Source organism: Williamsia sp. Y844, assembly GCF_056786475.1.
Genome location: NZ_JBXCJB010000001.1, coordinates 1,114,189 through 1,139,525, shown reverse-complemented (window position 1 = coordinate 1,139,525; position 25,337 = coordinate 1,114,189). Strand labels below are relative to the sequence as shown.

At 64.2% G+C, this 25,337-nt stretch carries 25 protein-coding genes; 17 read left to right on the top strand and 8 right to left on the bottom strand.

Translation table 11 applies throughout. The annotated features are described in order from the left end of the window. Positions 1-22: 22 nt before the first annotated feature. The 7 genes from AC1TQG_RS05040 to AC1TQG_RS05010 all read left to right on the top strand — a co-directional run bounded on the left by AC1TQG_RS05040 (position 23) and on the right by AC1TQG_RS05010 (position 7,895). On the top strand, positions 23-1,084 hold the full coding sequence (locus AC1TQG_RS05040; RefSeq protein ID WP_482135831.1) for an MCE family protein: 1,062 nt from the start codon (positions 23-25) through the stop codon (positions 1,082-1,084). Continuing rightward, the gene (locus AC1TQG_RS05035) at positions 1,084-2,274 is read left to right on the top strand and encodes an MCE family protein (RefSeq protein WP_482135830.1); all 1,191 of its coding nucleotides are present in this window, start codon (positions 1,084-1,086) and stop codon (positions 2,272-2,274) included. Before AC1TQG_RS05040 ends, AC1TQG_RS05035 begins: the two co-directional genes overlap by 1 nt. Beyond that, entirely contained in the window at positions 2,274-3,539 is a 1,266-nt protein-coding gene (locus AC1TQG_RS05030) for an MCE family protein (RefSeq protein WP_482135829.1), read from the top strand. Before AC1TQG_RS05035 ends, AC1TQG_RS05030 begins: the two co-directional genes overlap by 1 nt. Continuing rightward, the gene (locus tag AC1TQG_RS05025) at positions 3,539-4,801 is read left to right on the top strand and encodes an MlaD family protein (RefSeq protein ID WP_482135828.1); all 1,263 of its coding nucleotides are present in this window, start codon (positions 3,539-3,541) and stop codon (positions 4,799-4,801) included. The genes AC1TQG_RS05030 and AC1TQG_RS05025 overlap by 1 nt, the downstream gene beginning before the upstream one ends. After that, complete coding sequence (locus AC1TQG_RS05020; protein ID WP_482135827.1) at positions 4,798-6,243, top strand: MCE family protein; 1,446 nt, start codon at positions 4,798-4,800, stop codon at positions 6,241-6,243. The genes AC1TQG_RS05025 and AC1TQG_RS05020 overlap by 4 nt, the downstream gene beginning before the upstream one ends. 227 nt (positions 6,244-6,470) lie before the next feature. Next, positions 6,471-7,286, top strand: a complete 816-nt coding sequence (locus tag AC1TQG_RS05015) for a hypothetical protein (protein WP_482135826.1) — start codon at positions 6,471-6,473, stop codon at positions 7,284-7,286. Beyond that, positions 7,287-7,895, top strand: coding sequence for a hypothetical protein (locus tag AC1TQG_RS05010; RefSeq protein WP_482135825.1), 609 nt, complete (start codon positions 7,287-7,289; stop codon positions 7,893-7,895). It abuts the gene before it with no gap. Positions 7,896-7,982: 87 nt separating this feature from the next. Here the strand turns inward: AC1TQG_RS05010 and AC1TQG_RS05005 are convergent, their stop codons facing one another. Continuing rightward, entirely contained in the window at positions 7,983-9,470 is a 1,488-nt protein-coding gene (locus AC1TQG_RS05005; protein WP_482135824.1) for an aldehyde dehydrogenase, read from the bottom strand. A gap of 79 nt (positions 9,471-9,549) precedes the next feature. Beyond that, positions 9,550-9,858, bottom strand: a complete 309-nt coding sequence (locus AC1TQG_RS05000; RefSeq protein WP_482135823.1) for an antibiotic biosynthesis monooxygenase family protein — start codon at positions 9,856-9,858, stop codon at positions 9,550-9,552. A 126-nt stretch (positions 9,859-9,984) separates the two neighbouring features. Here AC1TQG_RS05000 and AC1TQG_RS04995 point away from each other — a divergent pair, with 126 nt between their 5' ends. Next, entirely contained in the window at positions 9,985-10,809 is an 825-nt protein-coding gene (locus tag AC1TQG_RS04995; protein WP_482135822.1) for an alpha/beta fold hydrolase, read from the top strand. Here the strand turns inward: AC1TQG_RS04995 and AC1TQG_RS04990 are convergent. Beyond that, positions 10,782-11,660 carry an HhH-GPD family protein gene (locus AC1TQG_RS04990; protein ID WP_482137264.1) on the bottom strand — a complete coding sequence of 293 codons (879 nt, stop codon included), beginning with the start codon at positions 11,658-11,660 and terminating at the stop codon, positions 10,782-10,784. The two genes, AC1TQG_RS04995 and AC1TQG_RS04990, sit on opposite strands and share 28 nt — an antisense overlap. Positions 11,661-11,676: 16 nt before the next feature. Between AC1TQG_RS04990 and AC1TQG_RS04985 the strand changes: the two genes are divergently transcribed. Beyond that, positions 11,677-12,321 carry a carbonic anhydrase gene (locus AC1TQG_RS04985; RefSeq protein ID WP_482135821.1) on the top strand — a complete coding sequence of 215 codons (645 nt, stop codon included), beginning with the start codon at positions 11,677-11,679 and terminating at the stop codon, positions 12,319-12,321. Positions 12,322-12,423: 102 nt separating this feature from the next. After that, the gene (locus AC1TQG_RS04980) at positions 12,424-13,182 is read left to right on the top strand and encodes a hypothetical protein (RefSeq protein ID WP_482135820.1); all 759 of its coding nucleotides are present in this window, start codon (positions 12,424-12,426) and stop codon (positions 13,180-13,182) included. 52 nt (positions 13,183-13,234) lie between these two features. Here the strand turns inward: AC1TQG_RS04980 and poxB are convergent, their stop codons facing one another. Together poxB and disA are read right to left on the bottom strand one after the other, a co-directional pair. Beyond that, positions 13,235-14,968, bottom strand: coding sequence for a ubiquinone-dependent pyruvate dehydrogenase (gene poxB / locus AC1TQG_RS04975; RefSeq protein ID WP_482135819.1), 1,734 nt, complete (start codon positions 14,966-14,968; stop codon positions 13,235-13,237). A 51-nt stretch (positions 14,969-15,019) separates the two neighbouring features. Beyond that, positions 15,020-16,102: a DNA integrity scanning diadenylate cyclase DisA gene (disA, locus tag AC1TQG_RS04970; RefSeq protein ID WP_482135818.1), complete on the bottom strand. Its 1,083-nt coding sequence runs from the start codon at positions 16,100-16,102 to the stop codon at positions 15,020-15,022. 47 nt (positions 16,103-16,149) lie between these two features. Here disA and AC1TQG_RS04965 point away from each other — a divergent pair, with 47 nt between their 5' ends. After that, entirely contained in the window at positions 16,150-16,731 is a 582-nt protein-coding gene (locus tag AC1TQG_RS04965; protein WP_482135817.1) for a PaaI family thioesterase, read from the top strand. On the opposite strand, the gene radA is transcribed toward AC1TQG_RS04965, so the two are convergent. After that, positions 16,723-18,120 (bottom strand): DNA repair protein RadA, encoded by a 1,398-nt coding sequence (gene radA / locus AC1TQG_RS04960; protein WP_482135816.1) that lies wholly within the window; start codon positions 18,118-18,120, stop codon positions 16,723-16,725. The genes AC1TQG_RS04965 and radA overlap by 9 nt on opposite strands. Before the next feature lie 135 nt (positions 18,121-18,255). Then, the gene (locus AC1TQG_RS04955) at positions 18,256-18,879 is read right to left on the bottom strand and encodes a copper chaperone PCu(A)C domain-containing protein (protein WP_482135815.1); all 624 of its coding nucleotides are present in this window, start codon (positions 18,877-18,879) and stop codon (positions 18,256-18,258) included. 193 nt (positions 18,880-19,072) lie between these two features. Here AC1TQG_RS04955 and AC1TQG_RS04950 point away from each other — a divergent pair, with 193 nt between their 5' ends. The 6 genes from AC1TQG_RS04950 to rlmB all read left to right on the top strand — a co-directional run bounded on the left by AC1TQG_RS04950 (position 19,073) and on the right by rlmB (position 24,340). Continuing rightward, positions 19,073-19,990: a PaaI family thioesterase gene (locus AC1TQG_RS04950; protein WP_482135814.1), complete on the top strand. Its 918-nt coding sequence runs from the start codon at positions 19,073-19,075 to the stop codon at positions 19,988-19,990. Between the two features lie 256 nt (positions 19,991-20,246). Beyond that, positions 20,247-20,735, top strand: coding sequence for a CarD family transcriptional regulator (locus AC1TQG_RS04945; protein ID WP_020107769.1), 489 nt, complete (start codon positions 20,247-20,249; stop codon positions 20,733-20,735). Between the two features lie 21 nt (positions 20,736-20,756). Further along, the gene (ispD, locus tag AC1TQG_RS04940) at positions 20,757-21,425 is read left to right on the top strand and encodes a 2-C-methyl-D-erythritol 4-phosphate cytidylyltransferase (RefSeq protein WP_482135813.1); all 669 of its coding nucleotides are present in this window, start codon (positions 20,757-20,759) and stop codon (positions 21,423-21,425) included. Next, positions 21,422-21,886: a 2-C-methyl-D-erythritol 2,4-cyclodiphosphate synthase gene (ispF, locus tag AC1TQG_RS04935; protein WP_482135812.1), complete on the top strand. Its 465-nt coding sequence runs from the start codon at positions 21,422-21,424 to the stop codon at positions 21,884-21,886. The genes ispD and ispF overlap by 4 nt, the downstream gene beginning before the upstream one ends. A gap of 11 nt (positions 21,887-21,897) precedes the next feature. Further along, positions 21,898-23,310 (top strand): cysteine--tRNA ligase, encoded by a 1,413-nt coding sequence (gene cysS / locus AC1TQG_RS04930; protein WP_482135811.1) that lies wholly within the window; start codon positions 21,898-21,900, stop codon positions 23,308-23,310. Positions 23,311-23,374: 64 nt separating this feature from the next. Beyond that, on the top strand, positions 23,375-24,340 hold the full coding sequence (gene rlmB, locus AC1TQG_RS04925; protein WP_482135810.1) for a 23S rRNA (guanosine(2251)-2'-O)-methyltransferase RlmB: 966 nt from the start codon (positions 23,375-23,377) through the stop codon (positions 24,338-24,340). Between the two features lie 96 nt (positions 24,341-24,436). On the opposite strand, the gene AC1TQG_RS04920 is transcribed toward rlmB, so the two are convergent. Beyond that, positions 24,437-25,261, bottom strand: coding sequence for a hypothetical protein (locus AC1TQG_RS04920; protein WP_482135809.1), 825 nt, complete (start codon positions 25,259-25,261; stop codon positions 24,437-24,439). Positions 25,262-25,337 lie beyond the last annotated feature (76 nt).

Genomic DNA, 25,337 nt, shown 5'->3' with positions numbered 1-25,337 from the left:
AGTCAGCAAGGGGAGGTGTGAGATGGCAGTATCCAGAGAGCGCGCGTTTCGCGCCACCGTCATCAAACTCGGGGCCTTTGCCGTGGTGATGGTGCTGATCTTCATCGGTCTGGTGGTCGTTTTCAGTCAGTACCGCAGCGGTTCCAGCTTCGCCTACAAGGCGACGTTCACCAGTGCCTCGCAATTGAAGTCGGGCAGCAAGGTGCGCATCGCCGGCGTCGAGGTCGGCAAGGTCGGGTCGGTGGGACTGAACCCCGACAACAAGGCGGTCGTCGAGTTCGACGTCAACGAGAAGTACCGGCTGCCCACCTCGGTGCAGGCGCTGATCCGCTACGAAAACCTCACCGGCGACCGGTTTCTCGAGCTGCAAGAGGGCACCGGCGACCCGGGTCGGCTCTTGAAGGACAACGGGTCGATCCCGGTCACCCAGACCGAACCGGCGCTGGATCTGGACAACCTCCTCGGTGGTTTCAAGCCGCTGTTCCGGACACTTGATCCGAAAGAGGTCAACGAGCTGTCCGTGTCGCTGGTCAAGGTGTTCCAGGGTCAGGGCCCGGCGTTGAACGAATTACTCACGAACACAGCGACTTTCACGGATTCACTGGCCGATCGGGATCAGCTGATCGGGCAGGTCATCGACAACCTCAACACCACCCTTGGCACCATCGAGGCCGACGATGAGGGGTTGGACACCTCGCTGGATCAGCTGCAGAAGCTGATCTCGGGACTCGACTCGCAACGCGGCGTGATCGGTGACACGATCACCAACGCCTCGGAGCTGACCAACGACCTCAACGATGTGCTGGCCGAGAACCAGTCCGATCTGACGTCGCTCATCACCGCCACCGGTCAGGTGTCACAAGAAGTGCTCAAGGGTGAAGATTACGTGCGAGGCCTGCTGGGCCGTCTGCCGTCGGACTTCAAGGCACTGTCCAATCTCGGTAGTTATGGTGCGTGGCTGCAGATCTGGCTCTGCCAGGTCAACCTCATGTTCACCGGCCCCGACGGGCAGGAGATCGTCTGGAAATCGGTTGACGCGACCGGACCGAATACCAACCCCGGAGGGAGGTGTAACCCGCTGTGATGTCTGCGCTGTTCAAGGGTGAGCGAACCGCCACCGACCAGGCCGACGAGGCCCGTCGCCGCAAGCGTGGCGAACCCGACCGTGCCCGTGTGGGTTTCATCGGTGTGGTGATCGCCGTGTTGGTGGTGATCGTGGCCCTGCAGATGGACAAGCTCCCGTTCCTGTCGAACGGTAGTGTCTACACCGCCCTCTTCGACGATGCCGGCGGTCTGGCCACCGGTGACATCGTGATCGTCTCCGGCGTGAATGTCGGTACCGTTCAGGGGATCTCGCTGGCGGACACCGACAACGGCACCAAGGCGAAGGTCACCTTCAACATGGCCGACACGGTTCGCGTCCCGGAGGCCAGCACAGCGGTCATCAAGACCGAGACGGTACTCGGCCGCCGCAACCTGACCCTGGTTCCAGAGGGCACCGGAAAGCTGATGCCGGGTGACACGGTCGAGCGGACGGTGGCACCGTATTCGCTCACCGATGCGCTCGAAGGTGCCACCGATACGATTCAGGAAACCGACACCGACCAGCTCAATGCTGCACTCAACACGTTGTCTGACACCTTCTCGGACACACCGGAATCAGTGCGGTCCGCCGTCGACGGGGTGGCGCGCCTGTCCAAGGCGATTGCCGATCGCGACGAGTCGCTGTCACAACTGCTGGACCGCGCGGGCAATGTCACCGACGTGGTGGCCAAGCGCAGCGGTCAGATCAACACGCTGCTCGTCGACGCGAACTCTCTGCTCGGGGAGGTCCAGGCCCGCCGGTATGCGTTGGGGCAGTTGATCACCGGTACCCAGAACGTCACCGCACAGATCAGCTTGTTCATCGACAACAACAACGCGCAGCTCACGCCGGTGCTCAATCAGTTGAATGGAGTGCTCGCGATTCTGGTCGACAACCAAGAGAATCTGGCGGTGACCCTGGACGAACTCGGGCCTTACGCAAACGTGTTGGGAGAGGCCGTGTCCAGTGGGCCGTACTTCTCTTCACTGGTGGGTCTGACCACGTTCGGTGACCTCACCGCCACGTTCATGAGAGTGTTCCAGCAGAAGTACCCGGAAGCCTTCGCGGCGTTCACCAAGTACGCGTTCGCGATTCCGCCGGCCATCACCACGCGTCCGGACATGGCGAACTCGCCGGACTCCAGCAAACCGGCGCCTGCGCCTTCGTATCCGACCGGACCGGCAGGGTGATGGCAATGGGACGGCTGAGCAAGAGGTTCTGGCAGGTTGCCGCGGTGATCGTGGCTGTCGTGGTGGCGGTCGTGGCGGTGTATTACGGCTACCAGAAGGCGAACTACAAGACCTACACCGCGTATTTCTCGACTGTGAATGCTCTTTACGAGGGTGACGCGGTGAAGATCCTCGGCGTCAACGTCGGCTCGGTCGGTTCGATCACCCCGCGGGACAACGATGTTCGGGTCGAGCTGAAGGTCGACCGCGACCGGAAGCTACCCGAAGACGTCGAGGCGATCGTGGTCGCGCAGTCCCTGGTCTCGGGACGTTTTGTTCAGTTGACCCCGGTGTACGACGGTGGTGCGACGCTGGGTGGCGGTGGGGACATCCCCATGGAGCGAACAGCCGTTCCGGTGGAGTGGGATGAGATCAAGGCCGAGCTGAGCAGATTGACCGAGGCGGTCGGTCCGCAGGGCGCCGACCCCGGATCGGTTGCCCGCGCGGTCGATGTCTTCGACGAGAACCTCGATGGCAACGGCACGGCCATCCGCCAGGCCATCCAGCAACTGTCGGATGTCACCGGCACACTGGCCGATGGCAGCGGCGACCTCTTCAAGTCGATTCGCAACCTCCAGACACTGACCGAGGCACTGTCACAGAGTCATGAGCAGTTGGTGCAGTTCAACGGCCGGATCGCTTCGGTCAGTCAGGTCCTGGCCGACAACACCGACAATCTGAACGGTGCATTGACCAATCTCGATACCGCGCTGACCGACATCAAGACGTTCATCGACACCAATGGGGCGGCCCTCAGTGAGTCGGTCGGCGATCTCTCCGAAGCCACCAATGTGCTGGCGCAGAAAGACGAAGAGATCCGGGGTCTACTACATTCCGGTCCGACCCAGCTGTCGAACTTCTACAACATCTACAACCCGCTGCAAGGGTCGTTGTCGGGCATTTTCGGCCTGGGCATGGGTGGAAACCTGATCAATCTCCTCTGTGGCTCGATGGCGGGTGCCGCCCGTCCGGGCCAGGAAGACCTGGTCGAACAGTGTGTTGACGTCCTGGGTCCGATCTTCGGGACGATCGGGATGAACTACCCGCCGTTCCTGTCCAACCCGGTGTCGGGTGTCAACGCCACACCTGATCAGATCTCGTACCAGAACTCGAGCGTGAAAGCGCGGGCGCAGCAGGGTATTCGCGATCAGGATGCGGCAACCCGCTCGCAGTACACAAATCCCGGTTTGGCTCAGTTGTTGGTGCCGTTCGGGGGTGAGGGCTGATGCGCAGAGCATTGAGGCGAAAGGTACTCGCCCGCAACATGGTCGGAGCGACAGTGATCGGCGTGGCGCTGGTGGCATCGGGCTGCGGATTCGACGGGCTCAACTCGATGCCCATACCCGGTGCGGACGGTACCGGCCGTGGCTCTTACGAGCTGACGACCATTATTCCCAATGCCGCCAACCTGGTTCAGAACGCGCCGGTGATGATCGATGACGCCACCGTCGGCAGCGTCGGAAAGATCTCGGTGAAGAACTGGCAGGCGCAGGTGACGCTGCGGCTCAACGAGGGGACTGCGGTTCCGGTCGGTTCCCATGTGATGGTCGGGATGACCAGTGTGCTCGGCTCGTTGCATCTGGAGATCGTGCAGCCCGAGAGCGCGGATTCTGGCACTCTGCAAGCGGGAGATGAGATCCCGGCCGCCGGGTGCCCCGAGCCGGAGAACATTCCGGATCCGGAGAACCAGCAACCGATTCCCGACATCAACTCGGCACAGCAGGTGGCCGCCTGCACCTACCCGACCACCGAACAGGTGCTCAGTTCGTTGTCGGTGGTGCTCAACGGCGGTGGTCTGGCGCAGGTCGGTGACATCGTCAAAGAGCTCAACAACTCGATGGCCGGCCGCGAAGATGTGCTGCGGGAACTGATTCCGCGCCTGGACACCCTGGTAGAAGAGTTGAGCAGTCAGCGGGCCAACATCATTCGTGCGATGGAGGGGCTGGACCGGATGACCGCGCGCATCAACGAGCAGACACCGGTGGTGGAGAAGGCATTGGCCGACGGACCGAAGATCCTGACACTGCTGTCCGATCAGCGGGTCCAGTTCACCGATGCGCTGGCTTCGCTGAGCACGCTGAGCCGCACCACCGATGACATCTTGAACGCGAGTTCGGAAGACATCACGGTGCTGGTCAGCAACTTGGTGCCGGTACTCGACCAACTGCAGTCCACCGGACCGGCCCTGACCCAGTCGCTCGGCATCCTGCTGACCTTCCCGTTTGCCGAGGAGGTCATCCCGCAGGTGGTCCGAGGCGACTATCTCAACGGTGAGATCAACCTCGACCTCACATTCGGGCGTTTGCAGCGAGGCGCGCTGGCCAGCCTCGGTGGGCAGAGTCAGCTCTATGGTCCCGAGGGGCTGCTCGGCGCACCGGCCGGCGCCGCGGCCCGTGGCAGCGATCCGTTCACCGGTCCGCTGACCACCGAGATGCCGGTCGACAACAATCAGCCCTCACCGATGCCGAACGCGGAGGGAGGCTCATGAGCATCACACCGTTCGTCCGCATGCAGTTGATCATCTTCTGCATCATCACGGTCGTCTCGATGCTCGCCGTCGCGGTCTTCTACATCCGGGTTCCCGCGATGGTCGGGATCGGGGAGTACACGGTCAAGGTGGACCTGCCCAGTACCGGTGGCCTCTACCAGAACGGCAATGTCAGCTTCCGCGGTGTCGATGTCGGCAAGGTTCAGACGGTGGCACTGACCGAGACCGGTGTCCTGGCAACGGTGTCGATCAACAGCGACACCAAGATCCCGAACAATTCGATCGCCGCGGTACGTAGTGTCTCGGCGGTCGGTGAGCAGTACATCGAGTTCACGCCTGACCCCGAAACATCGTCCACCGGCAACCTCAAGGATGGGTCGGTGGTCGAGAACGGGACGGTTCCGGTCGAGGTCGGGACGTTGCTCGATCAGGCCGATGCTCTGCTCGCGCAGATTCAGGACACGAAGTTGCGTCGGGTGATGGACGAGGCGTTCAACGCGTTCAATGGCACCGGAGAAGATCTGCAGCGGCTTTTCGATTCGATGACCCTGCTGGTGGGTGATGCCAACAAGAACTCGGACGCCATCGTCAAGCTGATCGATCAGGCGGCCCCATTGCTGGAGACGCAGACCGCCACGGTGGGTGACATTCGCGCGTGGACGGCGAATCTGGTCCAGGTCACCGATCAGCTCCGGGCGAACGACCCGCAGATCCAGGGGATCCTGGACCAGGGGCCCGGTGTCGCGCAGCAGAGTCAAGAGCTGTTCGCCTCGATGAATCAGTCACTGCCGTTGCTGTTCTCGAACCTCAACACCACTGCTCGGACCCTGGCGATCTACCATCCGAACCTGCAGCAGATCGTGGTGATCTACCCACGCTTGATAGCAGCGTTGATCACAGCGCTCAACAGCGAGGACTACCGCAACGGCGCCAACGTCGACTTTGCGCTGGGGTTCCAGGATCCCGGCACGTGCACCGTCGGCTTCATGCCGATGACACCGGAACGGGATGCGTCGGCCCAGACCCCGCGTGATCTCCCTCCCGGGATGTTGTGCCGCGTCCCTCAGGATTCCAACGTCGCGGTCCGCGGAACCCGCAACTTCCCGTGTATGGAGATACCCGGGCGCCGCGCGTCGACCCCGGCCGAATGTCGAACCGGCTACACGCCGATCGGCGAGAACGTTCCCTTCCCGAACGGGCTACCGGGAGTTGATCTGCCACAAGGCTTTTTGACCAACGGCGCACCCGGCGCGGACGACGGCAGTCCCGCCGTCTACGCCACCAGCTACGACCCCGTCAGCGGCGACTACATCGGCCCGGACGGCAAGACGTACAACGCCGGAACCGCGGTACCGTCTGGCACATCTGGTACAGGTGGTAGCGGGGAACAGCAGAAAGACAACAGTCAATGGCAGAGCCTGATCACGGGGACCGTTCAGTGACGGCCCAGACACCAATTGAACAGACACCAACCGAACAGACATCAATAGAACAGGAAGCGGCACGGCAGATACCAGCATCACAGAAACCCGCACCACAGAAACCCGCGCCACGGAAACCACGACGTCGTCGGGCCAGCAGGCCCGCCGGTCCGCCGCAGGATGCGCCGGAGTCGTCGGCGCGCAGCAGTTCACCGAGTGGCAAAGCGCGCAAGCCCGCCGGTTCACCGGTGAAGTCGGCGCCGCTCGGTCGCAAGCAGAAGTCGAAGTCGACCGGTGCCGCGGCTGTGAAGCCGCTGGTGGACCTGGACAAGCCCGAGATCGAGGCCGCAGGGTCCGACACCGCGCCGACCGGGAGCGCGACCGAGACCGAAACCGATTCGGGCGCGGTGCATTCGTTCGGGTCGACGTCGGTTTCGGCTGGAGTGTCATACCGCGACCGGCGCCGCGGCGTCCGCGATGCCGATGCGAAGGAAAGAAAGCCCCGGCGTCGGCGCTCGGGTGCGAAAGGTGCTGCCGGCACGGCTGGGTCGCCCCGTGGCCGTGGGAATCTGCGTGGACTGGGAATCGTGCTGGCGGCCGTTGTGTCGATCGGCCTGATCGCGGGCATGGTCGTCGCGTCGACCCTGTTCATCCTGGGCACCGACAAGATCGACGAGCGCAACGAATTGCGCGCCGAGTATTCGGCTTTCGCCCGCCAGATGATCACGAACCTGACAACGCTGAACCCCGAGAACATCGACGGCGCCATCAAGACTTTTCAGGACAGCACCAGTGGCAAGGCCATGGAGCAGACCAGCCAGTCGATGGAGCAGACCGTCAACATGATCAAGTCCGAGAATGTGTCGACGAAGGGCACCGTCATCTCAGAGGCCGTCACCGCCAGTGATCCGAATGCCGGATCGGTGATCCTGGTGTCGAGCTGGGAGATGAACCAGCCCAACGTTCCTGAGCAGCAGACCGTGTTGCAGACATTCCGATGGAAGCTGGACATGACCCGCATCAACGGACAACTCAAGCTGACCAACTTCGAGTGGGTGACGTAGATGTCCCGCAAATTCTGGTGGTGGGCCGTCTCGGTGCTGACCGTCGTAATCCTGGTTGCCGGGGTGGTCATCACAACGATCGCCGGTCTGAACTACCGCGACACCAAGGCGACCGAGGATGCCCGTGGTGAAGCGCTGGATGCCGGAACCCATACGGCAACAGTGATGTTCGGATACGACCCGGACAATGTCGCGCAGCAGGTGGAGCAGGCAAAAACGCTGGTCACCGGTGCTGCCGCAAAGGAATACGACCAGATCATCACCGACTCGAATCTGGTTGTCGCCGTGAAGGATCAGCAGGTCAAATCCGAGGTGACGATCCAGGAGGCCGGGGTTGTCACCAACACCCGCGACACCGCGCTGATCCTGATCTTCATGAACCAGTCGGTGACCAAGGGTGGCAAGGATGTGGTCGCGATCAACCCCAGTCGCCTGCAGTATTCGATGGAGCGGTCGGGCGAGCGGTGGCTGGTCACCAACATCGACATCATCACCGACGATTCGGTGAAGGCTCAGCTCGCGACCGAGGCCGACAAGGCGGGTGCCTCCACGGTCCCGGTCCCCGCACCAACGGAATCGTCGGCGCCTGCCCCGGCCCCGACCCCCTGACTCCTTCACAAACGATCCGGTAATACGAAGACGAGCCACATATTTGTGGCTCGTCTTCGTATAGGTGGATCGTTTGCGGGGGAAGGCCTAGGCGGTGGGGTCGTAACCCATCGGCAGGATGACGGACTTGTGTTCGACGTAGGACGCGAGGCCCTCGGGTCCGTTCTCGCGGCCGATGCCGGAGTTCTTGTAGCCGCCGAACGGCGACCCGGGATCGATGGCGTACCAGTTCACCCCGTAGGTCCCGGTCCGGATCTGGGCGGCGATCGCGAGTCCACGTTCCACATCGGCCGTCCACACGGTCCCGGCGAGGCCGTAGTCGGAGTCGTTGGCGATGGCGATCGCCTCGTCCTCGGTCTCGTAATCGATGACGGAGATCACCGGGCCGAAGATCTCTTCACGGGCGATGGTCATGTCGTTGGTGACGCCGGTGAAGATGGTGGGGCTCAGGAAGTAACCCGATTCCAGTCCCTCCGGTCGGGTGCTCTCGAGGACGGCGGTGGCGCCGGCATCCTTGCCCTGCTGGATGTAGTCCTCGACCTTGGTGCGCTGCTTCTCGGTGATCAGTGGTCCGAGTTGGGCCTCCGGGTCGTCGGGCAGACCCGGCTTGAGGAGTTTGGCGGCCTCGACCATGGCGGCGACGATCTCGTCGCGCTTGGCGCTCGGGACCAGGACTCGGGTCTGGGCAACGCAGGCCTGCCCGGTGTTCATCAGCCCGGTGAATGTGAGCATGCCGGCGATCTCGGCCGGGTTCGCGTCGGCGAGCACGATGGCCGCGGACTTGCCGCCGAGTTCGAGCGAGCAGCGCTTGAGTTGCTCACCGCAGGCGGCGGCGATCGCCCGCCCGGCCGCGGTCGAACCGGTGAAGGTGATCTTGTCGACGTCCGGGTGGGCGACAAGCGCTTTTCCGGTCTCCGGTCCGCCCGGGACCACGGACAGCACCCCTTCGGGCAACCCGGCCTCGGTGAACAGTTCGGCGATGTAATTGGCCGACAGCGGGGTTTCGGGTGCGGGCTTGAGGACCACGGAACATCCGGCAGACAGGGCCGGGCCGAGCTTGTTGCAGATCAGGAACAGTGGCACATTCCATGCGGTGATCGCACCGACCACACCCACGGGTTCACGGGTGATCTGCGACTTGCCGAACAATCCGTCGCGATACTCGAGCCAGTTGTAATTGATTGCGGCCTTGGCATATTCGCGGAGCACCCCGGTCGCGGGCAGCTGCTGCAGAGTGCTCACCGCCATCGGTGGCGCGCCCATCTCCGATGCGACGAGTTCGGCGATCTCCGCGCCGCGTTCGTCGATCAGATCGGCGACTCTGGCAACGACGGCGGCACGATCCTGCGGAGAGGTGTTGCGCCAGACACCCGATTCGAACGCGGCCCGCGCGGCTTTCACCGCGGTGTCGACGTCGGTGGCGTCGGCCAGTGGCGTGCTGCCCACGCGCTGCCCGGTGGCCGGCGAGAAGACCTCGAGAATGTCAGCAGAGTGGGCCGGGGTCCAGCGTCCGCCGATCAGCAGTTCGCTGTAGTCGCGCGAAGTGGTTGGTGCCGCGTTGGCGGTGTCCGTCATTGGTCCTCCAGTTGGTGGTTGCCTCTGGGGACCAATGGTAGAACACGTTCCAGTTTTGCGGCAGGAGAATCTGGTGCGCTCAGGTGGTGGGGCGGGCGTCGATGACAACCTCGAACTCGAGGAGGCTCGCGCCCGAGGCCACCGGATTCTTGTTCTCGCCTGCGTGGGCGGTACGGGCCGGTCCGGCCGCCCACGCCGCGAAATCTTCTTCGGTCTCCCACTGGGTGACCACGAAGTAGCGGTCCTCGCCCTTTATCGGCCGCAGCAGCTGGAATCCGAGAAAGCCCTTCGACCCGTCGACGGTGTGGGCGCGCTGGGCGAACCGCTTCTCCAGTTCGGGGCCTGCGCCCTCGGGGACAGAAATCGCGTTGATCTTCACAATTGCCATGTCGTTCACCCTACTGCCGTGGATCGCGGGGTTGAACCCCCAGTGAACGCGCAGCCGGCACAATCGGGCGAGCGGCATTTGAGGATATTCCGGACAGGGCGGCTATCGCAGCTAATGTTCTACCTCGTGAGCGCTGACATCGGATTCATCGACTACGGCGGAAGGCCGGATGGCGCGCCGATAGTCCTGCTACACGGACTCATGGGGCGGGGGAGAACCTGGCGGCGCCAGATCCCGTGGTTGCGCGGCTACGGCCGGGTGTTCACCTACGACGCCGCCTGTCACCGTGGTGCCGACGAAGCGGTGCCTGCCGGTCCCGAGGAATTGTGCACGGAACGTTTTGTCGCGGATCTGGCGGAGATCCTCACCTGGATCGACATGGGTCCGGCAGTCCTGATCGGCCATTCGATGGGCGGGCTGCATGCGTGGTGCACAGCGGCGGAGTACCCGGAATTGGTGTCGGCGTTGGTGATCGAGGACATGGCGCCCGACTTCCGCGGCCGCACCACCGCCGGCTGGGAGCCGTGGTTCTCGTCCTGGCCGCAGCGTTTCGATTCACTTGATCAGGCGCAGACGATGTTCGGCGAGGTCGCGGGCCGGTACTTCTACGAGGCATTCGACGACGGTGTCCTACATGGCCATCTGGAGGTGTGGGCACAGATCGCCGAGGAGTGGGGACGACGGGACTTCTGGCAACAGTGGCAGGCCGTCGAGGTCCCGGCGCTGTTGATCGAGGCGAGCAACAGCGTGACCCCGAGTGGTCAGATGGCGAAGATGGCTGCCGCGGTGGACAATTCGATCCTGTTGCAGGTTGCGGGCTCCGACCACCTGGTCCACGACTCCGCGCCTGACGAGTACCGCGGCGCGGTCGAGGCCTTTCTCTGTGGTCTGCAGAGCACAGAGATCGGTCGTCGCCCGGGAGTTCAGGTCCCTTCGCCCGCCAGGGCATAGCGGCCGTCGGAGGTGATCTCGGCCAGGCCGTCGACCAGGAGGGAATCGAGGGCGCGGTCGCGCTGAGCGGTGTCCGTGGTCCACACGATGTCGAGTGAGGCGCGGGGTACCGGAATGGTGCTGTCGCGCAACACATCCAGCAACAGCCCGCGAACCTGCCGGTCTGTGCCCGCGAATTTCTGGACCTTGCGCACCGGGCCGGTATGGGCAGGCGATCCGGTCGCCACCCAGAGGCAGTCTGTCAATGGGCAACTCTGGCATCTCGGATTCTTGGCGACGCACACCAACGCACCCAGCTCCATCAAGGCTGCCGAAAACCTGGGTGCCCGACCGTCGTCGGGCAGCAGTGCCTGCGCATCAACCAGATCTGATCGTGCCGGGTTGCCCGGTTCGGCGCGTCCGTGCACCGCTCGCGCGATGACTCTGCGGACATTGGTGTCGACCACCGGCACCGACTGCCCGTACGCGAAGCACGCAATTGCTCGCGCCGTGTAGTCGCCGATGCCGGGCAGTGTCAGCAGGACGTCGACGTCGGCGGGAACGATGTCCCCGTGTTCGGCGGCCAGCACGGCTGCGCAGGCGTGCAGTCGCATCGCGCGCCGCGGGTAGCCGAGCTTGCCCCAGGCCCGCACGACCTCGCCCACCGGGGTCGCGGCCATCGCCGAGGGCACCGGCCACCGCGCCACCCACTGCTCCCAGATCGGAGCCACCCTCGACACCGGGGTCTGCTGGAGCATGATTTCGCTGATCAGGATGTGCCAGGCACTCACATCCGGCGCCCGCCACGGGAGGTCCCGCTCGGCCAGGTCGAACCAGGAAAGGAGCTTGCCCGGCGGAACCGAACCGGACAGGGGCAGAATGTCAGTCATGTCCTCAACAACTCCGGCTCAAGCATGGAAGAACCTGCGCGAAGGCAACGATCGTTTTGTGGCAGGCAAGTCGAATCATCCCAATCAGGGTATCGAGGACCGTGCGCGTCTGGCGGCAGGGCAGCACCCGCAGGCAGTTCTGTTCGGATGTGCCGATTCGCGCGTCGCGGCAGAGATCATCTTCGATCAGGGCCTCGGTTCGATGTTTGTCGTCCGCACCGCCGGGCACGTCATCGACTCGGCCGTTCTCGGTTCGATCGAATACGCCGTCGAGGTGCTCGACGTTCCGCTGATCGCGATCCTCGGACACGACAGTTGCGGCGCGGTCCAGGCGACGCTCGACGCCCTCGACGACCTGCAGATCCCGGGCGGATTCATCCGCGATGTGGTCGAACGGGTGACCCCGAGCATCCTGGCCGGTCGTAAGGAAGGGCTCACCCGCGTCGACGAGTTCGAGGCGCGTCACGTCAAGGAGACCGGCCGACTGCTGATCCAGCGCAGCCGGATCATCTCCGAGAAGGTCGAAGCCGGCCGACTCGGCATCGTCGGCCTCACCTACGAGCTCGCCGAGGGCGCGGTCAGCCTGCGGGGCACACTCGGCGAGGTCGGCGACGATCCGGCCATGCCCAGCCTGGCTTCCTGACCGGCGGTCCGGCGGTCAACTGAGACCTCGCGCACAGCATCGTCTCGCGACACGCCGCCCGAGGTCAGACAGCCGGTGGCACACTCCCATTAGCGTCGGGGTGTGTTGGATCCTCAGGGCCCCCTGCCACCGGAAATTTACTGGCGTCGACGTGCACTCGCAGTCGGTGTGCTGGTGGTTGTGCTCGCGGTCATCGTGGGTCTGATCTTCTTGGTCACGGGCGGCGACGACAGCAACAAGAACACCGCGAACGGCACCGACCTCACCAGCTCGTCGAGTTACGTCCTGCCGTCGGCCTACAAGGATTCGGGTTCGGAATCGGCGAGCCCGAGTTCTGGTGGCGGTTCCGGTGGCGGCGGCCAGGCCGCGCCCGGGGGAACGGATGCCCCGGCAGCGCCCGGCGCGCCCGGTGGCACCCCGGCCGGTGAGACCCCGGCTCCGGTACCGGCCAGCGGCCTGTGCCCAGACCAGAACATCTCGGTGGTCCTCTACACCGACAAGCCCGCATACACCGAGGGCGAACAACCGATCTTCACGATCGCGGTGACCAACGCCGGACTCTCCGAGTGCACGCGGGATGTCGGCAAGGCGATGCAGAGCGTGACCGTCCTGAACCTCGCCGGTGATCGCCGGATCTGGGCGTCAGGTGACTGTGCCCCGGTGGCCGGTGTCAACAACCAGCTCCTCAAGCCGGGCCAGCAGGTGCAGGACACCGTCCAGTGGTCGGGCACCACCAGTACCCCTGGTTGTGAGAGCCCCCGCGAGCCGGTGGTTCCGGGTGCCTACCAGGCTGTCGCCAGGATCGGCGAGAAGGCCAGCGCACCAATCACATTCAACATCGATCGGGTCAACGCGCAGTAGCGCAGACAAATCCAGCCCGTCCAGGGTGTTGTTGCGCCGCGACGAGTGCTCGTCAGTCCAACAAACGCCGGAAGACGTTGGTGTCAGCCAGATCCAGCACCTCATCACCTCGACCCGACAGGATGGTTCGCAGCGCGTACAGTGTGAAACCCTTCGCCTGTGCGGCCGTCACGGTCGGCGGTATCGACAGCTCCTGGCGGGCGGTCACCACATCGAGCAATGCGGGTCCGTCGTGGCCAAGGGTTTCTTTGACCGCGGCCTCGAGGTCTTCGGGCTGTTCGACCCTGACACCGTGAATGCCCAGTGCCCGAGCAAGTTCCGCGAAGTTCGGGTTGTCCAGCTCGGTACCGAAGTTCACGATTCCGGCGGCCTTCATCTCCAATTCCACGAAGTTGAGCGACGAGTTGTTGAACACCACGATCTTGATGGGCAACTTGTGCTGGCGGATCGTCAGGAGCTCACCGAGCAGCATGGCCAGGCCCCCGTCGCCGGAGAACGTGATCACCTGACGCCCAGGAAACGCGCTCTGGGCACCGATCGCGTGGGGGATCGCGTTGGCCATCGTGCCGTGGGCGAATGAACCGATGAGGCGGCGGCGTCCGTTCATCGCCAGATAACGCGCCGCCCAGACCACCGGTGACCCGACATCGGGAATGAACACGGCATCCTCGGAGGCGTTGTCGTTCACCAGCTTTGCGAGGTACTGCGGATGAATCGGCCTGCGGTTGCGGTCGTTCGTCGCGAGGGCGTCCAAATCGGTGCGGGTCTTGCGGTAGTGGGCGACCGAAGCTTCGAGATGTTCGGTGTCGGCGTGCTTCGCGAGCATCGGCAGCAAGGCGTCGATCGTGTCCTTGACGCTGCCGACCAATCCGACGTCGATCGGGGTACGCCTCCCCAGTTGCTCACCGCGGATGTCGACCTGGATGATCTTGGCCTTGTCGGGAAGGAACTGCTGGTACGGGAAGTCTGTACCCAACATCAGCAGGGCATCACACTTCTCCATTGCGCGATAGCCCGAGGCGAACCCCAGTAGACCGGTCATGCCCACGTCGTACGGATTGTCGTATTCGATGAACTCCTTGCCTCGCAGGGCATGCACGATCGGTGCCTGCAGGGTCTTGGCGATCGCGAGCAACTGCTCGTGCGCACCTTCGACGCCGGCGCCCCCGAGGATGGTCACCCGCTGGGCCGAGTTGAGGATGGATGCCGCGTCGCGGAGCTGATCGTCGGTCGGACGCGTGATGCGGGGGATATAGCGGATCGGAGCCGAACGCCTGCGCCTGGAGCTCTTCTTCAGAAAGATCTCACCGGGTATGACGACAACGGCGACTCCGCGCTTCTCGATGGCGGTTCTCATCGCGATCTCCAGCACTCGGGGCAACTGCTCCGGCACACTGACGAGTTCGTTGTAGACGCTGCATTCGTTGAAGAGCTGTTCGGGGTGCGTCTCCTGAAAGTAGGTACTGCCGATCTCGGCAGCCGGTATCTGAGCCGCGATGGCCAAGACCGGCACGCGACTACGGTTCGCGTCGAACAGCCCATTGATCAGGTGGAGGTTGCCGGGCCCGCAGCTACCCACACAGACCGCCAACTCGCCGGTGAGTGCGGCGTCGGCGGCCGCCGCGAACGCAGCCGCCTCCTCGTGCCGTACGTGCTTCCACTCGACGGTCCCGGCGCGGCGTATGGCATCGGTGAACCCGTTGAGCGAGTCTCCCGGCAGGCCGTAGACCCGCTCGACACCGGATGAATGGATGACGTCGACGACTGTGTCCGCAATGGTGGCCATGGATCCAGGGTAGGTGCCGAAGGAAACCAGGTGAGGCGTTTGCCTCGGACCTCAGTCGAAACGTTCGATGCTCGACTCGGCCAGCCGGGACAGTCCCTCGCGGATGTGCCGGGCCCAGATGCTGCCGATCCCCTCGACGGCCTGCAGGTCGGCCGCGGTCGCCGCGAGCAGCGCCTGCAGGGTGCCGTAGCTGCGGACGAGTCGATCGATGTGGGCGAACTGCAAGCGGGGGATCCGGGCCAGCAGCCGGTAACCGCGCGGGCTCATCGCGGTGTCCTGTGCGTCGACCGTGTCCGGGTAGCCGAATGCGCGAGCGAGTGCGGTCAGGTCGAGAAGATCGGCGTCGGTGAGCTTTTCGATGGCCGCAAGTGCCTGTTCGACCTCTTGCGTACTTGCGGGTTCCGGGCTGGCGAAGTAGTCGCGAACCACGAGTTCGCGCGCAGAGTCGTTGTCGCCCACGAGTTCTTCGAGCTGCAGGCTGAGCTGTCGGCCGTTCACGCCGAGTTCGACGACGTAGTATTCGATCTCTTCGGAGACGCGGCGGACCATCTCCAGGCGTTGGACCACGGTCATCGCATCGCGCAGGGTGACGTAGTCCTCGATCTCCGAACGCGAGAGCTGTGCGCTGACCTCGTCCAGGCGCGTCTTGTACCGCTCGAGCGTTGCCACCGCCAGATTCGCGCGCGAGAGGATGGCATCGGAACCCTCGACCACGTACCGGATCCCGTCGACGTACGCGGAGACGATCGACATGGACGCACTCACGGAGATCACCGGATACCCGGTCTGGATGGCGGTGCGCTCGGCACTGCGGTGCCGGGTACCGGATTCCTCGGTCGGAATCGACGGGTCCGGAACCAGCTGCACATTTGCCCGGACGATCCGGGCGCCGTCGGTCGACAGAACCACCGCGCCATCCATCTTCGACAGCTCTCGCAGCCTGGTCGGCGCGAACGCCACGTCCAGGTCGAAGCCGCCTGCACAGATGCTCTCGACCTCGGGATCGTGCCCGATGACGATGAGAGCGCCGGTCCGGCCACGCAGGATGCGTTCGAGGCCATCTCGTAGGGGAGTGCCGGGTGCGAGCCGGGCGATCGTGGTGCGGAGCAGATCGGAGGCCGGAACCTCTGGCATGAGGCGCCTTTCTGTAGTAACGCAAGTGCACACTAGATTAGCTGTCTGTGAAAACATCTTTTGTTTTGCCCGATGAGCTCGTCGCCGCAGTCCGGTCGCCCCGCGCCCCGGCGTTCGGTGAGAAGCTGCGCGCTCATTACCCCATGTGCTTCGGCTGCAGTGAGACCGTGCCGCATGGGCTGCACATGGTTGCCACCGCGGGTGAGGGTGCCGCGGTCACCGCGCGTATGCAGGTCGACCCCCGTTTCGAGGGTGGCCCCGGCGTCATCCACGGTGGCATCCTTTCGGCCGCATTCGACGAAGCGCTCGGCATGACGCACTGGATGGTGGGATTCGCCGCGGTGACCGCGCACCTGGAGATCGACTTCGCCAAGCCGATCCCGCTGGGCTGCGAACTGCGGATCGAGGCGGTGGCCCACGGCACCGTGCGGCGCAAGATCTACACCAGCGGCATCGCGTATCTCGGCGACAACACCGAGCCCGTCGCGTCCGCGCACGCGATCTACGTCCGGATCGATCCGGCCGAGCACTTCAAGGACAGCTATGCCGACAGCGGTGCGGCGGACCAGTTCGCCGAAAGTCTGGCGCGTAAGGCAGAGCGCAGCCGGATTACCGAGCCGTCAGAATGAGAACGGGCCTGCCGGTCCTTTGAGCGCCGCGCGCATGGCCGTCTGAAGATCGGCGACCTGCGTGATCTTGATGCCCGACGGCAGATCCAGGGATCCGGCCGGCACGATCGCGTGTTTGAAGCCCAGTCGCTTTGCCTCTGCCACCCGCCGTCCGACCCCGGCCACCCGGCGCACCTCGCCGGCCAGACCGATCTCACCGAGGGCCACCATCGAACCCGGCAACGAGCGTTGGGCGAGAATGGAACTGAGTGCGAGTGCCACCGACAGGTCGGCGGCGGGTTCGCTGATCTTCATGCCACCGACGGTGGCGACGTAGACGTCCTGGTCGTAGGTCGGGAGGTTGGCTCGCGCTGCGCAGACGGCCAGAATCATTGCCACCCTTGCCGAATCGAGCCCGACAACGGCTCGACGCGGATTTGCCAGGCTCGATTTCGAGACCAGTGCCTGGACCTCGCCGAGTAGTGGCCGCTTCCCGTCCATCGCCACGGTGATGGCGGTGCCTGCGACCCCGATGTCGCGGTGGTGCAAGAACAGTTCGGACGGATCGGTGACCTCGTGGATGCCGTCTTCGCGTTGCTCGAAACAACCCACCTCGTCGGCTGATCCGAAACGGTTCTTGATTCCGCGGACCATGCGCAGGGGTGAGTGTTTGTCGCCCTCGAAGGACAGCACCACGTCCACCAGATGTTCCAGTGAGCGGGGTCCGGCCACGGTGCCGTCTTTGGTGACGTGGCCGACGAGGATGACAGCGATCCCGGCGTTCTTGGCCAGGGATGTCAAAGCTGTTGTCACCGCCCGGATCTGGGTGACACCGCCGTTCACCCCGTCGACGTTCTGGGCGATCATCGTCTGTACGGAGTCGACCACCATCAGTGACGGCATCACCGCCTCTGCATGACCGAGGACGGCACCGAGATCGGTTTCGGCAGCGAGGTAGATCTCTTCGTGGACGGCGCCGGTACGTTCGGCGCGGAGTCGAACCTGTCCGGCGGATTCTTCGCCGGTGACGTAGAGCGCCCGGCGGCCTTGCAGCGCCCACTGTTTGACGGCCTCGAGCAGCAGGGTGGACTTGCCGACACCGGGTTCTCCGGCGAGGAGTAGGACCGAGCCGGGAACGATGCCTTTGCCGAGCACTCGGTCGAACTCGCCGATACCGGTGGGAAATGCGGCCGCATTGGTCGCATCGATCTGCGTCATGGGACGAGCAGGCTGGCTGGGAATGGTTGAGACCGTGGCGGATTTACCGCCGCCGATCCCGGAGCTGCCAACGGTTGCCAGGGCGGCTTCGCTCACCGAGCCCCATTCACCGCATTCCGGGCAGCGGCCAACCCATTTGGCGACCTGGTATCCACAGGCGCTGCAACGATATGTCGACTTCTGTTTGGCCACCGGCTGACTCTAGCCAGCGGGTCCGACAGTGCTGCGGCAGACCCGGATACGGCTGTGGCAGACCCGGATGCGGCTGCGGCAGACCCGGATACGAAAGAGGGGCCACGGCAATCGCCGTGGCCCCTCTTTCGGAGGCTAGTGACCTTCTTCTGCGTTGTCCGCGTCGATGCCGCGCGGATGATCCTGCCGCGGCAGGATGGGGCCCGCGTCGATCGGGACCTCGATGGTGGTCTCGCCGGCCTTCTCGAACTTGAAGACCAACGGGAAGGTCAGGCCGGGCGTGAGCTTCTTCGGCTCACCCTGCACGGTCACCTCGACCCACTTCTCGTTCGAGTTGACGGGTTCGAGGGTCGTGTTGTGCACCACGTCGGGGTTGCCCGCACGCAGCACGCCGAGGGGGCTGATCGCGGTCTCGCCCTCGATGGTCACGGTGCCCTTGCCGTCGGGGAAGGAGATGCTCTCGAGTTTGTCGGGGGTGTCGGGCGACTCATTGGCGATCAGGAATGCCAACTCGAGCGGTCCACCGTTGGTGAACTCTTCGGTGCTTCCGCCTTTCGGGTAGATGACGTGCACGTTGCGCAACGCCATCGATCCGGCGTCGATTTCGTTGCCGTTGATGGCCGGCGCCTGATCGGGCGTCTGGGCGATCTGGCCCGCGCCGCACGCGGTGGTGCCGATCAGCAGGCCTGCGGCGATGGCTGCGGTGGCGAGGATCGTTCCCACTCGACCACGCCGGGCCGATTCTTTCTGCACTGACACCGGTTTTCCTCCGAGATAGGTCCTGATGCGACGCGCGCCTTGTGTGGCGGCCGGCGCAGGTACGGAATACCGGCGCACACCAGATCCACAATGCGTGCACTACGCAGCGTAGTGGGCGACCGTCAGGAAATCCCGGTTGGGTCGCGAAAACGATCCGTTTCACATCGACCGCACAACTGGCATGATGATTCTCATGAGCGAGAATCTGATTTCCACCCCGCGTCCGGCCCAGGTGGGCGGACGGCCGGGGATGGTCCTGCCGGGCCCGGTGTCGTTTGCGTCGGACTTCGGGCTGACGTCGTTTCAGCCGTCGCCGGAACGTTCGGTGCTCCGGGCGACCTTGACCGACAAACTGCGGGACTCCGGTGGGGCGGCCTCGACCGGGGTTCTGATGACCGTTGTCGACATCGTCGCGTCGGATCCGGCGCTGATCGCCGCCTCCCCGGATTGGACCGCAACCCAGGACCTGTCGCTCTATGCAGGCGACCCGATCACCCGCGGGCCGATCGTCGCAGACGCCAGGCTGGTGCGGGCAGGCAAGAAAGTGGTGGTCATCTCGGTCGACGTCTACGACGGATGTGGTGTCACCGATCTACGGGCACTGACCGATGACATCGATCGCGGTGCCCATGGGCTGACTCGGGCCGGACGGGCCCTGGTGGTGTTCGCCCGCATCCCGCGGACCGCCGCCGTCGATGCCGATCTGTATTCACCCGCGAAGACGGTGGGAACGATCCGGGAACGCACGCCGATCCCGGTCGACGGCACCGTCTACTCCAGGCTCGGCATGCGGGTCGTTGATGCGGGTGCCGGTGTCCTCGAACTCGACCTCACGCCCTTCGTCGTCAACCAGATCGGAACGATCCAGGGTGGCGCGCTGGCGGTGCTGGCCGAATCCGCGGCTTGCGCGATGCGACCGGGAATGGTGGCCTGCGACATGCAGATCCACTATCTGTCGCAGGTTCGGGTCGGCCCGGCGCGAGCCGGCGGTGAGGTCGTCCGCGACGCCGGCGATCACAGTGTCGTGGATGTCCGGTTGGTCGATGCGGGGAACGGCGACACCGTGCTCGCACTCACGACGGTCACACTTCGGCAACATTTGAAGCCATAGGCGGTCAAGGGGGGTCCAGGGCGGTCGAGCCGACCGCATCCACCCCGGTGGCAGGCGTGGTGAACCGGTTCCCAAAATCGGTTGGCAGACGGGGGCTTCGAGTGCCGGAGCCTTCGGAGTTCGAGCGGTGCGGCAGCACACATTTCGGGCGTCGTCAAGACTTCGGATCCTGCCGCTATGCCGCTGACCTGCGGAGTTGACTGATGGCGCGGAACGCGCCGTGCTAGACTGGAGAAATCGAAAGGGGCATGGAACATTGAATTTCAAAGTTGGTGACACCGTTGTCTACCCCCATCACGGTGCCGCACTGGTCGAAGACATTGTGACCCGAACCATCAAAGGCGAGGCAGTAGAGTACCTCGTTCTCAAGGTGGCTGATGGTGACATGACAGTTCAGATTCCGTCTACGAAACTCGAGTACGTCGGAGTCCGCGACGTAGTCGGAGAAGAAGGTCTGGGCAAGGTCTTCGACGTTCTCCGGGCGCCCCACACCGAGGAGCCCACCAACTGGGCTCGCCGGTTCAAGGCAAACCAGGAAAAGCTGATCTCCGGCGACATCATCAAGGTTGCCGAAATCGTTCGCGACCTGTGGCGTCGTGAACAGGATCGTGGACTCTCCGCAGGTGAGAAGCGAATGCTCACCCGCGCTCGTCGCGTCCTCGTCGACGAGCTCTCTCTGGCACAGAACACCAACGACGAGAAGGCTTCGATCATTCTCGACGAGGTTCTTGCCGCCGCTTCCTGAGCGCGTCGCTTGATTCACTGAATGTCTACGGTTGCATTGATCCCGGCCGCAGGTCGCGGAGAGCGACTCGGCATGGGTTTACCCAAAGCGTTTGTCGATCTCGCAGGTCAGAGCATGTTGCACCACTGTGTGCAGGGTGCGCTGGCCAGCGGGGTCGTCGATCGTATCGTCATCTCGGTTCCCGCCGATCTGGTTGACCAGGTCCGGTCCGAGTTCCCTGAGGTCACCGTGGTGGCCGGGGGTTCGAAACGTTCGGACTCGGTGAAGGCCGCATTGTCGGCCGCGCCGTCCGATTCTGAAGTGGTGCTGGTGCATGACGCCGCCCGCTGTCTCACACCCGCATCGTTGTTCTCCGACGTTGTCGACGCTGTCCGATCGGGCGCGTCCGCGGTTGTCCCCACACTTCCGGTGGCAGACACCATCAAATCCGTCGACCCCTCCGGCATCGTCACCGGGACCGTCGACCGGTCACTGCTGCGCGCGGTGCAGACCCCACAAGGTTTTGACTACTCCGTGCTCGTCGCTGCCTATGCCGCCGCCGAGACCGATTTCACCGATGACGCCGGTCTCGTCGAATCCCAGGGCTTTGCTGTGCAGACCATCCCCGGCGACCCGTTGGCCTTCAAGATCACCACTGCCTGGGATCTGAACCTGGCCACCTGGCTGCTCACGGATCGGGCTCACGCATGAGGGTGGGCATCGGTACCGACGTTCACCCCATCGAAGCCGGCAGGCCTTGCTGGATGGCCGGACTCCTCTTTGCCGACGCCGACGGATGCGCCGGGCATTCGGACGGCGATGTGGCCGTCCATGCGCTCTGCGACGCGCTGCTGTCCGCGGCGGGCCTCGGAGACCTCGGTTCGGTATTCGGGACCGGGCAGCCGCAGTGGGAGGGCGTCAGTGGCGCCCGGATGCTCGCCCACGTGCGTGAACTCTACGAAGGCCGGGGTTTCGTCGTCGGAAACGCCGCCGTCCAGGTGATCGGCAACCGGCCCAAGATCGGGCCCCGCCGCGCCGAAGCCCAGCAGGTACTCAGCGACCTTCTCGGAGGGCCGGTCTCGGTCTCCGCCACCACCACGGACGGTCTCGGATTGACCGGACGGGGCGAGGGCATTGCTGCCGTCGCCACTGCACTGTTGCTTGACCAGTAGGATTGCCGATCGTGACCCTGCGCCTTTACGACACCGCCGCCCGAGATCTGCGTGAATTCACGCCGATCCGACCCGGACATGCCTCGGTGTACCTGTGTGGCGCCACCGTCCAGGGTGTTCCGCACATCGGGCACGTCCGCAGCGGTATCGCTTTCGATGTCCTGCGGCGCTGGCTGGCGTACAAGGGCCTCGATGTGGCATTCGTGCGCAATGTGACCGATATCGACGACAAGATCCTGCGCAAGGCCGCCGATGCCGGTCGTCCCTGGTGGGAATGGGCCGCCACCCACGAACGAGAGTTCACCAAGGCCTACGACCAGCTCGGAGTGCTGCCGCCATCGGCCGAACCACGCGCCACCGGCTTCATCACGCAGATGGTGGAGTACATGGAGCGGCTGATCGAGCGCGGCCACGCCTACGCCGCCGACGGCAACGTGTATTTCAACGTCTTGAGCCTGCCCGAGTACGGATCGTTGTCCGGGCACCGCCTCGACGACGTCCATCAGGGTGAGAGTGTCGGCACCGGCAAGCGCGACCCCCGCGACTTCACGCTGTGGAAGTGCGCCAAGCCCGGTGAGCCGTCCTGGCCGACCCCGTGGGGTCGAGGGCGTCCCGGCTGGCATCTGGAATGCTCGGCCATGGCCACGTCGCTCCTGGGTTCGGACTTCGATATCCATTGTGGTGGAATGGATTTGATCTTCCCGCATCACGAAAACGAGCAGGCGCAGAGCCATGGCGCCGGCGACCCGTTCGCCAGGTACTGGATGCACAACGGCTGGGTCACCATGGGCGGCGAGAAGATGTCGAAGTCGCTCGGCAACGTGGTCGCCATTCCGGCCATGTTGCAGCGGGTGCGCGCCGTCGAATTGCGGTATTACCTGGGCAGCGCCCACTACCGGTCGATGCTCGAATACTCCGAGGGTGCGTTGCAAGAGGCCGCCGCCGGCTACCGGCGCGTGGAATCCTTTGTGCAACGGACGGTTTCGCGTGCCGGAGCAGTCCCAGTCGGTGAGATCACCGACGGATTCGCTGCTGCCCTCGACGACGACCTCGGCGTGCCTTCTGCACTGGCCGAAATACACGGTGTGGTGCGGACCGGCAACACGGCGCTCGAGTCGGGCGACCATCAGTCTGCCGTGGAAGCAGCCGCATCGGTCCGCGCGATGATGGGTGTGCTCGGTGTCGACCCGTTGGCGCAGAACTGGGCGGAATCGGGTGGAGACGCCGACACCAAGGCCGCGCTCGACGTGCTCGTCCGGGCCGAGCTGCAGCGCCGGATCACGGCCCGTGCCGAAAAGGACTGGGCCACCGCAGACGAGGTTCGTGATCGGCTGGCGCAGGCCGGGATCGAAGTCACCGATACACCGGACGGCCCGCAGTGGTCTATGTCCGAAACAAGAGAATCCGTGGAGACGGACCGATGAACGCGGTACCGGGTAAACCGGTCACCGGGGATTACAGCGCATTTCGCGTAAGGTGGGTGGCCTGATGGCCGGCAATTCAAAACGTAAGGGTGCAGTCCGCAAGGGCGGCACCAAAAAAGGACAGACAGTGGGTTCGGGCGGACAACGCCGTCGTGGACTCGAGGCCCGGGGTGCAACCCCGAAGGCAACTGAGCGCACGTATCACGCGGCGCACAAGAAGGCCAAGGCCGCTGCGAAGCATTCAGGTGGATCCACCGGTGGACGTGCGCCGCGCGGCAAGCCGACAACCGATGGTCCCGAGTACGTTCTCGGACGCAATCCCGTTGTCGAGTGCCTGCGTGCCGGGGTCCCGGCCACCGCGCTCTATGTGGTCCTCGGAGGCGAGGCCGACGAGCGGGTCACCGAGTCGGTGCAGCTGGCCGCCAACGCCGGCATCTCGATCCTCGAGGTGCAGCGTCCCGAACTGGACCGGATGAGTGCCAACGGCATGCATCAGGGCCTGGCCCTGCAGGTACCGCCGTACCGTTACGCCCATCCCAGCGACCTGATGCAGCTGGCGATCGACAGTGGTCGCCCGCCGTTGCTGGTCGCGCTCGACAACATCACCGACCCGCGCAACCTCGGTGCGGTGATCCGCTCGGTGGCCGCATTCGGTGGCCACGGTGTGGTGATCCCGGCCCGGCGCAGCGCCTCGGTCACCGCGGTGGCATGGCGCACCAGTGCCGGTGCCGCAGCGCGTCTGCCCGTTGCACAGGCCACGAATCTGACTCGGACGCTGAAGGATTGGGCCGAGTCGGGGGTTCAGCTTGTTGGTCTCGACGCCGATGGTGACGTGACCCTCGACGAGTACGACGGCTCCGGACCCACCGTGATCGTGGTGGGATCCGAAGGCAAGGGTCTGTCACGTCTGGTGCGCGAATCGTGCGACTCGATCCTGTCGATCCCGATGGCCGGTGATGTCGAGAGCCTCAACGCCTCGGTCGCCGCGGGTGTTGTGCTCGCCGAGTTCGCTCGCCAGCGCCGCTCCTGACCCCTCAGCTCTCCCGATCATGTGCCCTTTTGGCGGGCCCCACCTGGGGTTTTGTTCGCCAAAAGGGCACATTTTCGGTATGCGGTGGAGGCTCTGTCAGGGTAGGAGCTTGTCCATCGCGACTCGTCCCACGATGCCAACGGCGATGATGATCAGACTCACCATGGTGGTCAGCGCGTCGGTGATCAGACCGGCGACACCGGTGACGATCACGAAAAGCGGGATCCAGCCCAGAAGGTGGATGAGAGAAGGCGGCTTCACATCTTCGCCGGCTTCCCTGGCTGCGTGAGCGGTCGCGTAATCGGGATAGAACTCGGTGAATGCGATTGCGAAGAAGGTGCCGGCGAGCTGGATGATCCAGCCGGTCCAGAAGTTGTTGTTGTTGTCGAGGACTGCATCACCGATGAATCCGGCGACTGCGGCCACTCCGAATCCGAACACCCAGGCCCAGGTGATCACATAGTTGATCCGCAGGAACAGCGGCTGGGTCCAGAGTTCTTCCGGGGTGCCTTCTTTGGCGTACTGCAAGGTGAACGGCTGCCGGATGAGGATGGATCCGAGAGCAAAGGCCACCAGGGCGATATTGGTCATCTCGCCACCCCAGTGCTCCAGCCACTTCACGACGTCGGCTGAGGCGAACTGCGCCAGGACCACCATCGCGGCGAAGTAGGTGAGGTCGAAGACCTCGAGGAACTTCAGTTTGCTGCCGCGCCGATGGCTGCCGAGGACGAGCAGGAGTGAGAGGCCGAATGCCGAGGCCGCAGCTTCTTCGAACCGTCCCGGGCCCACGATCAGCGCCATCAGAATCCACGGCGACATTCCCGCGAATGGAGAGTTCAAAAATGCGGTCAGTATTCGCCGGGTTTTCGACAGCTCGACGACGGCAGGGGTCGTCGCCGTATTATCAGAATTGTTTGTCACGAGATGCCAATCTTCTGTCGGCGGAATATGCTCCGTGATCCTAGCCGCTAATTGCCTGTGCCACACGTGAAATGGA